Raw genomic sequence first — 13,680 nt, forward strand, 5'->3', positions numbered from 1 at the left:
ATTTCAAGAAATTTGTAGTATTGTGAGAAGATATAGAAAGGGCTGTAACGATTACTGTTACAGCCCTGAAATGACAGAAAATAAGGAACAGAGATTATTTTGTAGTCGCGTCTTTAAATGCCTTGCCAGCCTTAAATGCAGGGACTCTGGAAGCAGGAATCGTAATCGGAGAATTTGTTCTCGGGTCACGGCCCTGACGTTCGCTGCGGGAACGAACCTCGAATGTACCAAAACCAACAATCTGAACCTTCTCATCGTTCGCTACAGTAGAAATAATGGTGTCGAGCACCGCATTTACAGCCGTATCGGCATCCTTCTTAGACATTCCTGCTTTTTCAGCAACAGCAGCAATTAATTCGGTCTTATTCATTAAATATAACCTCCATTTTTTTATTATTCAACAGCTTCATGCTGAGAATCATTACATCACCTTGGCCTCATTCCAAAGCTGATCCATTTCCTGCAAAGTTAATGTTTGCAAATCCATTCCGCGTTCTTGTGCAAGCCGTTCCATTACTGCAAAACGGGCAATAAACTTTTCGCACGACTTGGCAAGGGCTTGTTCGGGTTCCACTTGGAGAAACCGGGAGACGTTTACAACGGAAAACAGAAGGTCGCCCAGTTCTTCCTCACAGTGCTGCGCATTTTCGGAAGCAATCGCCTCGTTCAGTTCTTCCGTTTCCTCACGGACCTTTTCCATTGCGCCGGAAATATCGGGCCAGTCAAAACCAACTTTGGCGGCTTTGTGCTGGACCTTCGCGCTGCGCATAAGCGCGGGCAGCGCTTTGGAAACGCTCTGCAAAACCTGCGTCTGTGTGGTCTGGTGCTTCGTTTCCTTTTTAATCTCATCCCATTTGATGAGCACTGCATCGGAATCGGATGCCACGGCATCGCCAAAAACATGAGGATGGCGAATCACCATTTTTTGCGCAATTCCATCCACAACATCGGAAAAATCAAAGCGTCCCTGCTCTTTTTCAAGCTGTGAATGAAACAGAACCTGCAAAAGAACATCGCCGAGTTCTTCCTTCAGCAGTTCCGAATCATCGTTGTCAATTGCTTCGACCGCCTCATAAGTTTCTTCAATTAGGCAATTTCGAATGCTTTGATGATCTTGTTCCCGGTCCCAAGGGCATCCTTCCGGGGAACGCAAGATTTGCATAATATTCAGCAGTTCATCAATAGTATACCGGTTCTTCCGCTTAAAATCCAAATTTAAAATCTCCATTGTAAATTTCTCGGTGAAACTGCTACCATTTTACCTTATCCAATTATGTTTTTCAAGTATTTTTGTAATTTTTTGTCCTTTTGGAAGCATAATTAGGTCGCTTTTATGCAAAGCACGGAACCAAAGCATGCAAATTACGTAAATAATACCTGCAAGGACAATGGAAAAAAGCGTTGCGATCTTTGCGGAAATCACCATGGATAGCAGTTTTTCCGTAAAATACGCCGCCCCCACGCAAATCAAAGAAGAAAGAAGCGGTTTGATGAAAATGGCGACAAAGTTCGGGATTACCTTGGTTTCCCTGCAGAGGAAGTAAAGGGAAAACACGGTAATAAACAAGTAACACACAAGCGTCCCGGTGCCCGCGCCCATTACATTGATTTGTGGAATGCCGACAAGAGTGTAATTAAGAACCAATTTAATCAAAAGCCCGACTAAAAGGAGTTTAACCGGCAAATCCACACGGCCAACCGCTTGAAGCATACTGTTGATGGGGGTGCTCATAGCCGCAAAAATCGCGCCAAGTCCCAAAACTACCAGAATTCTGCCAATGATGTCGGGGGCATTGTCCGCCCCGCCGAACAGCAGCTTGGCAATAGGCCCAGATAAAACCGACAGCCCCATACCGGCCGGAATGGTAATCATAGCCACAATGCGCAGAACCATTTCAATGCTTTTCTTAATCCTTTTCGGGTTGCCCTGCGTCCATGCCTCTGTTACATTTGGAAGCGCACTTACGCCGAACGCCTGTGTAATTGCCGGCACCAGCATAAACAGCGTGCTGGCGTTGGCAAAACAGCCGTACAGTGCCGTAGGAACGTTATTCATCTGGACAACATAGGCCGGAAGATCGTTTTTATACATGTTCAAAATCACATCGGGGTTGGACAACATAATATCATTGATTCTGCGCTTTAGAAAAGTAGCGTCAATCAGCGAAGACAGGTTGACCGCGATGGCGCCCAGTGCAATCGGAATGGCAGTGCGGATCAGGCGGGAGCGCGTGACGCGCATCGGCAGCGGACGCGGGGAGGAACGAAGCATTTCATGGGTAATCCCGTCGCCGCGGAATTTATAATAACAAAACAGGAAGATAAACCCGATTACGGAGCCGATTGTGACGCCGAAGATTGCCGCTGCCGCGGCGTATGGCAAGGTCGCCTGTTTAGCGAATTCAGCAGATGCCTGCTTAACCCCGTAAACCGTGCCATACGCGGAAAACTCCCTCATACCGGACTGAATCACCAGCAGAGCCCCCGCAAGACCGAAAATGAGTTTTGACAGGGCCTCCAGTATTTCCGAAATCGCGGTTGGATACATATTGCGCAGGCCTTCGTAATATCCGCGGTAAATCGCCATCAGGCTGTTAAAGAAGACCGCCGGCGCCAGCGCGTAAATGGCAGGCAGGGCGTTCTGCGGGTTATTGCTGTCGGCATACTGCACATAGACCTTGGCACCGAAAAACATTACGCAGAACGCGAAGATTCCCAGCACAATAAAAATCCGTTTTGCCACTTCGTGAATCTGCCGGATGTCACGATATCTTCCGCGCACGGAATTTTCCGATACCATGCGCGAAATAGCGATTGGAAAGCCCGCTGTCGCCAGACTGAATATTGGGAAATACAACGCGTAGGCGTTGCCGAAATATCCGTTTCCCACAGAAGTCAATATCCAGGCCAGCGGTATTTTAAAGAGGGCACCGATCACCTTGACCAGTGCGATTGCTACCATCAGGATCAGGGCACCATGTAAAAAGCTTTGCTTGCCTGTTCCTGTCGATCTTCTATCTCTCATCGTGACACATCCGTTTCCGTTTTATCAAAATACCGAATACCATTGTACACACAAAGTATACGGAATGAATGAAAATAATATGAACAATCTGAATAATCCGAGCATTGAAGGGGGTGCTGAAGAATGAATGCGCTTCATTCCTCAGCACCCCCTTTTGAAAAATTGCCTACGGTCCAATAATGCGGCCCGCATTCCGTAATTTTTCAAACTCTGTTACGGTTTCCTTTCTACATCTGCTGCAGAAAAATTAGAACGGTTCCGTTTAATTTTCGGACAATTTACGGCCGCACTTGTTGCAGTAAATCGCATCCTGCGGATTCTCTTCCCCGCACCCCTTGCAAACCTGTTTCTCCCGCATGGCGGCAATCTGTTCATTGACTGCATCCAGCTGCTCATACAGATCGTCTATTGCGGTGATGCATTCATTCACTAGTTCGGAAGAATCATTATCGGTTTTCTTTGCCTCATAAATAGTACGGCCAAGAGTTTCGAATCTTTTTGAAATCTCATTATTTAAATCGGCTGCGCTGATTCTAAGCTTGGATATGTCAACAAACTGACCGGCTTTTTTGCCAACCACATTTACGGCGGTTTTTGCGTTTACAACGACATCTTCAAAAATACCCATTAACAACACTCCTTTTCAAAGTCAATCTTTACCGAACGGAAGCCCTGCGAAGCTTGAAGAATCGCCGTCCATAATTAACTTAGTATTATCTTTTCTCAGATTATAGCACTAATACTCCGGTAATTGCAATATTTTCCCTAAACCTTGGAAGGTAACGCCAGACAGGGTTTGCACCCGGCATTCAAACAAACTTAATAGATTCCACCGCCGACAAACTCGCGCAGGATGGAATTTTTCGGAACCAACTCCTGGCTGATGGCGACAAACGGCTCCAGACTTTTCAGCAGACGCTGGGCCGTGCTGTACTGCGCGCTCTGCTCCGGGACTGCGCGAAGCAGTTCCATCGCCTGTGTTTTCAGCACGCAGGTTTCATAAAGATGAAGCGAATTAATCGTATAATCCACGCGGGAACGGTACGGCTTAATGTATTTGCGCTCCCCGTCCATAACGGAAGGCCACATTTGCAAAGTGCGCTGCGGGGTTGTTCCACGAAAATTGTAATCGCGTACAATTCTTCGTACCAGCCTCATTTCATTCGCATCAAACAGCTGGCGTGAACCGTCACGCATCCCCTGCTTAACACTAATATAGATTTTTCCAACTCCTTTTTCCGGCAAGTTCTGCAGGATAATGGGATTCAGCGCATGAATGCCTTCCACAATGGCAACCCCGTTCTCTTTCAGTTCCACATGCCTGCGGTATGGATGAGGCCTGCGGATTTCAAAGTTGAACTGAGGCATGTCGCAGGAATGATTTTGAATCAGACTCATCAGGCACTGCCGGATTTCAGGAATATTCAGCGCCTGAACGGATTCATAATCGTGCTGGCCGTTCGGCAGAAGCGGCGCCTGACTTTCCCCACGGTAAAAGTCATCCAGGGAAATAATGACCGAATCGATTCCCATTTGCTGAAAGATGTTCCGCAGCAAATGAGAGGTTGTGGTTTTTCCGCTGCTGCTCGGCCCAAACAGCAACACCAGCCGACAGGAATTCGCCGTAATGCTTTCGGCAATGGACAGCAAATTCCGGTGGTAAGCTTCCTCCGTACGATTTACAAAATTTTCAGGTGAAGCAAGCGCTGCGGCATTGATGCTGCTTAACTCATTCTTGTACTCTACATAGTTGGTTGAACTATTCTGTTTTTGGGATTTGTTGAAATCGTTCATAAATACTCTTCACCTGGTCTTTCCTGTCGAGTATTTCCTGGAAGCGGCTGACATACTCAAATGGATATTTAAAATTAAAAATCCGCTCCAGCTGGTCAGCGCGTGGGCCCTTTATTTTACTGCTTGCGCCGGCCCCGCAGGCGAGAATCGTCTGCGTTTCGTCCATAATATAAACATTATACGGGCTTTCCGCGCCCGGTTTGGCCCAGCCGGTATTTTCCAGATTGCCGACCATGCGGCTTTGACGGTACAAATAGTACGGCCGATAACCGTTTTCTGCCAGCACCGCGTCCGCGTAATCCAACATTTCGCCGGCCGCAAGCGCATCGCTGCCAAACGGTTCGTTTTCCTCCTGCATCATCCGTGCGGAACGCTTTAGCGCCAGAGTATGCACGGTAATGCTTTCCGGTGCCAACGCAACCACATGGTCCAATGTATTTTGAAAACCGGGAACGGTATCCCCCGGCAGGCCCGCAATTAAATCCATATTAATGTTATGAAATCCCTTTTCGCGGGCAAGGGAAAACGCAGAAAGGGTCTGCGCCGTTGTATGGCGCCGCCCGATGATTTTCAGAACATCATCGTTCAGCGTTTGGGGATTAATGCTGATGCGGGTAATCCCGCCGTCTTTCAGTGCATCCAGCTTTTCCGCCGTAATGGTGTCCGGTCTTCCAGCCTCCACAGTGAATTCCCGGATAATCGAAAGGGTAAAATTCTCCCGAATCGTTCGCAGCAGCAAAGCCAGCTGTTCCGCAGAAAGCGTTGTCGGCGTTCCCCCGCCGACATAAACCGACTCCAAACGCAGCCCCAGTTCGGACGCAATTTCTCCGGTGCGGCGGATTTCCTCGCAAAGCAGCGGAAGGTACTGCGGAATCAGCTTTGCCGTCTGTTCCAGGGAAGACGACACAAAGGAGCAGTAAGAGCAGCGGCTGGGGCAGAATGGAATCGAAACATACAGGCTGAAGGACTCCGGGCGGGAAAGCGCCAGAATCGGTTCTTCGTTGTGCATGGTGACACGGCTTAATTCCGCTTTTTCTTTCGAAACCAGATAGTTCGTCTGAAATTGCTCGAAAGCTTTCTGCTCACCCAATTTCGTTTTCAGCTGCCGGAGCAGCTTTACCGGACGTACCCCGGTTAAGATTCCCCATTTGGGCGTGTAACCGCAGTATCTGGTCAGCAGTTCAAACAGAAGAATCGCCATATGGCGCTCCTGTTCGCCTTCCGATTCCGCCGTCTGCCCGGTAAGCAATTCCGTTTTCTCTTCCGAAAAAGAATTGCCGTGAAAGCGGGCGGTCAGCAGAACCCCATCCTGTTTTTTTGCCAGTCCGGTATAGGCCACAAGGCCGTCTTCCACGGTATTTTCAGCCCCATGCAGGACCTCGATTTTTTGATATGGAAAAAAAATGCGGCACAAGTTTTCCATTTCATAATGGAAAGAATGGCCGTCAATCATTAAAATCATGTTTTGGCTTCCTATATTCCCATGTATGGATTATTTTTTCTTTCGTATTCCAGTGTACTTTCTTCCTCATGACCGGGATAAATGTGGTAGTCGCCCTGCAAGTTTTTCAGCTTTTTTAGTGACTCCAGCATCTGCGCATAACTCCCTGTGGGAAAATCCGTTCTGCCACAGGTGCCTTTCATCAGGGTATCCCCCGTAAAGATTGCGTCCTCCACCAGGTAACAGCAGCTTCCGATGGTATGCCCGGGCGTGTGCAGCACACGAATGCTCAAACTCCCCAATTCAATGATTTCCCCGTCATTCAGCGCTACATCCGCAGTAAATGTTGGGATGGAAGCAGGCAGCATCATGCCGGACAGATTCAGCGCAGGATCGGTGGTAAAGTGCCAATCATCCGATTCGATATAAACTTTCGCGTGAGTCAGGCGCTTTATCCCGGTCACTCCCATAATATGGTCAAAATGACCGTGAGTTAATAAAATCGCATTTACTTTTTCCAAGCCGACGGAAGAAAGTGCGCGGGTAAGCTGCTGACTTTCAAACCCCGGGTCAATTACGGCGGTTTCGCCAGTCTTTTCATCGGTCAGCAAATAGCAGTTAGTCGGCAGCGGACCGCCTGCAATTCGCGTTACTTTCAAAGCAATCTCTTCCTTTCTTACGCCTCGCTTCCCGAAGCGGGCTCTATTTAATTAACAACCCCCTAAGGAACTACTGATCCTTGCAAGACGGCAATTCTAAAACCGCTAATATTCTGCGCTGGGCGGCTTTCAAACTGCGTTCATTACCGGTTCCTTAGGATCTTCGAATGGATACGATTCCCGGAATGTTGTTCAGCCGACTGACAATCGTTTGCAGATGATCCAAGCCGTTAATGGTAATGGTGGCTAAAATGACCGCGCTCCCGTCTTTGGTTTCCCGGGAATTCAGGGTATGAATAGAGATATGCATATTAAATAGCTGCTGCGTAATGTCCGCCAATAGGCCGGAACGGTCATTGGCGACAATTTCCAGGGTAGTCTTGAATTCTTCTTTTACGTTATCAGTCCAATGCACCGGCACCCAGCGTTCCGATTCCGGGGATTCGCTGATATTTTTCGGTACATTTGTGCAGTTCCTTTTATGAATAGATACGCCGAAGCCCCTGGTAATAAAACCGATGATTTCATCACCAGGCAGAGGATTGCAGCAGCGGGAAAATTTAATAAGGCAGTTCTCCATTCCATCCACCACAACGCCGCTGGCCGCTTTCCGGTTGACCGGTTTTGGCGGCTGGACGGTTTCCACCGGCTGCGGAGGATTTTTGACCTTCATGTAATCCTCTTTAATTTTCGGGATCACCTTCCAAAGCTGAATCCCGCCGTAACCAATCGCGGCATAAACGTCGTCGCTGCTGGCACAATTTTGCTTAGCGCCGATTTTTTCCAGGACCTGCGCCAGTTCCGCATCCGTCAGTTCAATGTTGTTCCTGCGGAATTCCCGTTCCAACTCCGCTTTGCCCTCTGCAATATTTTCATCCCGTTTTTCCCGTTTAAACCAGGAGCGGATTTTATTCCGCGCTTCGCTGGTCTTAACGATTTTCAGCCAGTCGCGGCTGGGCCCGCGCGTTTCCTTGGACGTCATGATCTCAATAATTTCGCCTGTTTTGACCCGGTAATCCAGCGGAACAATGCGTTTATCCACTTTTGCGCCGACCATGCGGTTCCCGACGGCGCTATGAATAGCGTAGGCAAAATCAATTACCGTAGACCCGGAGGGAAGGCTGATAACGTCACCCTTAGGGGTAAACACAAACACCTCTTCCGGAACAAGGTCAGACTTGATGTTTCGGATCAGGTCGGTTGCGTCGTCGCTGTCCTTCTGGTTTTCCAGCATCTGGCGAATCCAGGTGAGGCGCTGCTCCAGCGAATCTCCGCTCTTTGCTCCAAGGCCGAGCTTATATTTCCAGTGTGCCGCAATTCCGTATTCCGCTGTGTGGTGCATTTCCCAAGTGCGAATCTGCACTTCGAACGGAATTCCTTCCTTACCGATCACCGTGGTGTGAAGGGACTGATACATATTCGGCTTCGGTGTGGAAATATAGTCTTTGAAGCGGTTTGGAATCGGGCGGAACATGTCGTGAATAATACCCAAAACATTGTAGCAGTCATTTACCGTATCCACAATGACACGCACCGCGTAGATGTCATAAATTTCATCCATCGCATGATTCTGCATAAACATTTTGCGGTAAATTCCGTTGATGCTTTTTACGCGGCCTTCCAGATACACATTGGGAATCAACGTGGAAACCCGTTCATAAATCCGTTTTTTGGTCAGTTCAATAAAGGCCGTGCGTTCGCTGCTGCGCAGTTCCAGGTTGCTTTCAATCTCTTCGTACGCAATTGGGTCAAGACAGCGAAGTGACAAATCTTCCAGTTCTTCTTTTACGGCACGAATACCAAGGCGGTGCGCAATCGGCGCGTAAACCTCCATATTTTCCAGCGCCTTGTCACGCTGCTTCTGCGGCGGCATGAACTCAATGGTGCGCATATTGTGCAAGCGGTCTGCCAGCTTAATAATAATAACGCGGATATCCTCGGACATAGCAATCAGCATTTTACGCAGGTTTTCTGCCTGCTGCTGTTCACGGGAAGAGTACGGAATACGGCCTAATTTGGTCACGCCGTCCGTCAGACCGGCGATTTCAGCGCCGAACTCTTTTTTCAGCTGTTCCAGATTAACCGGGGTATCCTCCACAACATCGTGCAGCAGTCCAGCCGCAACAGATTCGGTATCCATACCAAGTTCTACCAAAATGCAGGCAACCGCCACCGGGTGGGAAATATAGGGTGAACCTGAAAGGCGTTTCTGCTCCTCATGGGACTTCAGTGCCAGTTGGTAGGCGCGGTCGATTACCCCCAGGTCATATTCATGCTCGCTCGCCCGAATTAAAGCAAGCAGGTCGTCATAAGTCTTGAGAGGCCACGCCATTGTGTTCACCATCCTTTTTTAAATTGCAAAGATTATGAATAATGTAAGAATCCATTAGATTTACCTTTTGTGACACCGGAAGCATTTCCACAGTAACCTTTCCGGCAAAAAATTCAAATAGAATCAGATTGCGCTCGGCAAGCACCTCGAGCGCAATAAGTAGTTTTTCCACCTTCATACCAGGCCGCCCTAGATGCGCCAGCAGCACTTCGGCGTTACCGGAGTACCCGTTCTGCGCCCGCAGCAGCCGATAAATCGCAGCAAAATCGTCGCGGTTTGGGAGAAGTCGGTTCCCCTGTGCGGAGGAAAGCGGCTCCCCTCGATGATAGCGTTCGTACAGGGCAAAACCGGCAAACAGTTCCTCTTCCCCGCTTCCGCTCAGTTTAATGTCGCGAATATAGATGGAAAGAGTATTTTTCCCGTTATATTCTCTGGCATCCAGTGTTACTGCAAGATCCAGCCGGTCCCCCACATGATATGGAAATTCCTCCAGCGTGGTGCCAAATTTCATGCAGCGAACAGTGTAATTTCCCCGTGAAACACTCACTCGAAGGTGTTTGCCGCCGCCGACCGGAGTCAGGTCAGTCAGGGTAACACCGAACAGCCCGAATAAAGGAGCTGGGTTTCCCATTCCAAACGGCTCCAGCATAGAAACACAGCGCGGGATTTCCGTGCTGAGCTCATCCGGCTGCAGCAAGCAGTCAATGCGGAGGATCGGCACCGGCATGGCGGCACTGTGTTTTGCGGCATACGCATTGATTGCGGTTCGGAACGCATCAATCTTTTCCGTTGGAAGGGATAAGCCGGCCGCCATGGGATGACCGCCGAATTTTGTCAGAAGGCTTTCGCAGGAGCAGACCGCTTCAAACAGCGAAAAACCCTCCACGCTTCTTCCGGAACCCTTCGCCTCGCCGCCGCTGTAAGAAATAATGACACTCGGCTTGCCGAACAGTTCGGTGATGCGGGAGGATACGATTCCAATCACGCCCTGATGCCAGTTTTCTCCTTCTACAACCAGAACACGGTCATACAGCCGTTCCGGATGTTCCTTTAAAATCTCAATGACCTTTTCAAAAATTTCACTTTCAATCTGGCGGCGATAATCGTTATCATCGCAGATTTCCGTAGACAGCTCCACCGCCTCATCCGGAAATTCCGAAATCAGCAAGCGGACAGCACGATCGGGGGAACCGATGCGTCCCGTCGCGTTGATGCGGGGAACAATGGTAAAGGCTACCTGATTGGCAGTCAGCTTGCGGCCTTCCATGCCAGCCTGTTCCAGCAGCGCCTTCAGGCCAATGCGGTCCGTGCGCGCAATGGATTCCAGCCCAGCACGGACAAAGCTCCGGTTTTCCCCGTTCAGCGGCACAACATCGCCGATGGTGCCGATCGCCACCAAATCGGAATAGTTATCCAGCAGTGAAGTCAGGTCGCAATCTTCGCCTTCCAGCGCCATAATCAGTTTAAAAGCAATTCCAACGCCGGAAAAATCCTTAAATGGACTGAAATCATCCGGTCGGTAAGGGTCAACCACCGCACAGGCAGGTGGGAGTATTTCACGCGGACGGTGGTGGTCCGTAATCACCACATCCATGCCAAGGCTGTTCGCGTAAGCGACCTCATCCACGGAAGAAATTCCATTGTCCACCGTAACAATCAGGTTGATTTCTTTTTCCCGCAGCACCTTAATTGCACCAAGGTTCAGGCCGTACCCTTCCCCTTCCCGGTCCGGAATATAATACGTGACGTTCGCCCCACAGGACTCCAAATAGGAATACAGCATCGCGGTGGCGGTAATTCCGTCCGCATCATAATCACCGTAAACCGCGATGGACTCAAACCCATCAATCGCCGCAAGAATGCGCTGTGCAGCCTGATCCATATCCTTCAATAAAAAAGGATCGGTAAACGAATTCTGATTTCCAAACAGATTCCGTATCTGCTCCGGGTCGGTATATCCGCGCGTCTGCAGCAGCACGGCCAAAATTTTCGGGATACCAAGCGTATCCGCCATTTTTTCTGCCGAAACCACATCGCACGGCAAAACATTCCATTTTTTTACACTCAATCTCTACACCTACCCCATAATAGCCTATTCTACCATTTTACTGCCGCATATTCAATCTTTTTTTCGGCAGACACATAGAAGCGGCGCACCGGGTTCGGTGCGCCGCTTCTGTTTGAATTACGTATTTATTTTTGATTGATTCCAATATTGGCCATATAGCTTCCATAAACCCAAGAACTGACGGAGTTGCTGATGCTGATAGTAACCGGCATTTCGGTATGCCCGGTAAAATTCTCTTTCCCAGCCATGTCAATCTGTGCCACCAGGTTATTTTCCGTCAACTTGGAAAGTTCAATTTCCGGCCCAACCACGGTAACGCTAAGGCTTTTAGTGTAAATGCTTGCCGTTTTATCCGCAGCAAGATTTTTAATCGTAAAATTGCTCACCGTCATGTCGCGCGTTTTCAAGTCGCCAAGGTTTAGGGTAACGGACGCGTTGGAAGTATTGCTCAGGTTTTTGCAGCCGGTCGGCAGACTGACCGGAACGTTAAAGGTGTTTTTCATCGGACTGATTCCCGTAAAATCCAAAGGAGTCAGGGTAATGTCGGTTAATGCATCCAGAACGTTTTTCGGGCCCGCAATCTCAATATTGCTTGGGCTGATGGTAACCTGTTCCGGAGAAAGCAGCAGCCCTTCCGGCTTGTTAGTAAAACCGATATTCAGCGGCACAACCTTTCTAAACAGAACCGGGATGGTCACATCCACTTTGGTGTCGCTCATTTTCAGACGGCTTCCGGAAAGCTTATTTCCGTTGGTATCATAAAGGATTAAATCCGAAGTAAAGCTTTTATTCTCCGTCAGCGTATCGCTGATTTCGTACTGAATCATGACTTTACTGATTTGGGAAATGTCCTTCTCTGGCCCGGAGATATTGACCGTGTCTACGCTTAAAACCGGGGAACCCACAAAATAAGAAGGGTTGGATTGATAATTGGATTTATACTTAATGTCACATTCGATTGGGAAGGTTTTTTCCTTGTAGCGGTCTACACTTACAATCGCCTGACTGGGCGAGGTGGAAACCACTTCAAAATTATTCAGGGTCCCGACTTTCTGTGCCACCAAATTGACCGGGTAAGTGCCCGGGCTGGTAATGGTGGAAGCCAACGGGGCGACAACTTCCAAATCAGAAGCCTGAATCTGATTCACAATCAGGCTGTTGCCTTTAATATAGACCGTCGCGGTCGAATTGGTTGGGCTGAACACTTTCAGGCCGTCTTTCTGTGCTGCTTCGGAAAGGGTAATGTTTACCGGCACGTTTTCAATGGCGTGAGGAAAATCCTCCGTATTGGTAGAAACCATGAACAGCCACAGCACAACCGAGGCAAAAACGGAAAAAAGCAGGACAAATTTATCGTTGTTAAAAAGGTTTCCAAGTTTCTTTTTTGGACGCTTTATCATTTTTTAACCCTCCATTTCGAAGGGAGTCTGCTCTGGCGTTTTTCTCCCTGTTCCGGGTTATGGGGCAGAATCAGCGTTTCCAGTTCACTTTTGAGCGTTTCCCTAGTATAATTTCTGGTTAAAATACCATTGACCGCCACGGAAATCTGACCGGTTTCCTCGGAAACAATGACCACAACCGCATCGGAATTTTCACTCATGCCGAGAGCTGCGCGATGGCGGGTGCCGAGTTCCACTGCAACCTTGTCACTCTTGGTCAGCGGAAGGATGCATCCGGCTGCGTGCAGCATACCGTCCCGGATAATCATGGCACCGTCGTGCAAAGGCGCTTTATTGAAGAAAATATTGCAGATAATGGGTGCAGAGGGAATTGCCTGCACAACCGTGCCGGTATCAATAATATCCCCCAGTCTTGTCTGCCTTTCAAAGACAATTAAGGCGCCTGTTTTCTGCTTCTGCAAAACCGCAGCGGCGTCAACAACCGCATTCACCCCGCGGCGCACCTGCTGCAGGAGAAGTTCCCGTTCAGACGATGCGGCGCCGAAAAGCCAGTTTTTGCTGCTGCTGATCCCGCTGCGGCCGATTTGTTCCAATGCCCGCCGGATTTCCGGCTGAAAAACAATCATCAGAGCAATAAAACTGAACTGGAAGAAATAGGTCAGCAGCGTCTTTATCATATAAAGCTTTAAAAGGTTGGAGGCGCCCCAGACCAGCAGCAAGATAATAATTCCCTTGACAAGCTGCCCCGCGCGCGTTTCGCGCACCAGTTTGATTGCGCTGTAAATAATAAACGAAACAAGGAGCACATCCAGCGCATCGGTAAGGCGAAAGGTTTTTATAAGACTGAGAAATGTATTCCATAGTGTTGTAATGTAGTCCATAGCCTTTCATCCTTCCGTAATTTTTTCACCGCATTTTTCATTTTATCATATCTGGTTTGAGATGCAATCTTTTTCCACTG

At 48.8% G+C, this 13,680-nt stretch carries 11 protein-coding genes; all 11 read right to left on the reverse strand.

What is annotated here, in order from left to right:
* Positions 1-94 precede the first annotated feature (94 nt).
* A complete protein-coding gene (locus ACSVDI_RS09300) occupies positions 95-370 on the reverse strand; it encodes an HU family DNA-binding protein (RefSeq protein WP_457942406.1) in 276 nt (91 codons plus the stop codon).
* 51 nt (positions 371-421) lie between these two features.
* Positions 422-1,213, reverse strand: a complete 792-nt coding sequence (gene mazG / locus ACSVDI_RS09305; protein WP_457942408.1) for a nucleoside triphosphate pyrophosphohydrolase — start codon at positions 1,211-1,213, stop codon at positions 422-424.
* 45 nt (positions 1,214-1,258) lie between these two features.
* Positions 1,259-3,025 carry a putative polysaccharide biosynthesis protein gene (locus ACSVDI_RS09310; protein ID WP_457942409.1) on the reverse strand — a complete coding sequence of 589 codons (1,767 nt, stop codon included), beginning with the start codon at positions 3,023-3,025 and terminating at the stop codon, positions 1,259-1,261.
* Between the two features lie 262 nt (positions 3,026-3,287).
* Positions 3,288-3,653, reverse strand: coding sequence for a zinc-ribbon domain-containing protein (locus ACSVDI_RS09315; RefSeq protein ID WP_457942411.1), 366 nt, complete (start codon positions 3,651-3,653; stop codon positions 3,288-3,290).
* 191 nt (positions 3,654-3,844) lie between these two features.
* Positions 3,845-4,819, reverse strand: coding sequence for a uridine kinase family protein (locus ACSVDI_RS09320; protein WP_457942412.1), 975 nt, complete (start codon positions 4,817-4,819; stop codon positions 3,845-3,847).
* Positions 4,785-6,281: a coproporphyrinogen dehydrogenase HemZ gene (gene hemZ / locus ACSVDI_RS09325; protein WP_457942414.1), complete on the reverse strand. Its 1,497-nt coding sequence runs from the start codon at positions 6,279-6,281 to the stop codon at positions 4,785-4,787. The genes ACSVDI_RS09320 and hemZ overlap by 35 nt, the downstream gene beginning before the upstream one ends.
* 11 nt (positions 6,282-6,292) lie before the next feature.
* Positions 6,293-6,919: an MBL fold metallo-hydrolase gene (locus tag ACSVDI_RS09330; protein WP_457942415.1), complete on the reverse strand. Its 627-nt coding sequence runs from the start codon at positions 6,917-6,919 to the stop codon at positions 6,293-6,295.
* Positions 6,920-7,073: 154 nt separating this feature from the next.
* A complete protein-coding gene (locus tag ACSVDI_RS09335; protein ID WP_457942416.1) occupies positions 7,074-9,251 on the reverse strand; it encodes a RelA/SpoT family protein in 2,178 nt (725 codons plus the stop codon).
* On the reverse strand, positions 9,226-11,319 hold the full coding sequence (recJ, locus tag ACSVDI_RS09340; protein ID WP_457942417.1) for a single-stranded-DNA-specific exonuclease RecJ: 2,094 nt from the start codon (positions 11,317-11,319) through the stop codon (positions 9,226-9,228). The genes ACSVDI_RS09335 and recJ overlap by 26 nt, the downstream gene beginning before the upstream one ends.
* A 125-nt stretch (positions 11,320-11,444) precedes the next feature.
* Positions 11,445-12,719, reverse strand: coding sequence for a CdaR family protein (locus tag ACSVDI_RS09345; RefSeq protein ID WP_457942419.1), 1,275 nt, complete (start codon positions 12,717-12,719; stop codon positions 11,445-11,447).
* Positions 12,716-13,600 (reverse strand): diadenylate cyclase CdaA, encoded by an 885-nt coding sequence (gene cdaA, locus ACSVDI_RS09350; RefSeq protein WP_457942421.1) that lies wholly within the window; start codon positions 13,598-13,600, stop codon positions 12,716-12,718. Before cdaA ends, ACSVDI_RS09345 begins: the two co-directional genes overlap by 4 nt.
* Positions 13,601-13,680 lie beyond the last annotated feature (80 nt).

The sequence above is a fragment of the Caproiciproducens sp. LBM24188 genome, from assembly GCF_054130445.1.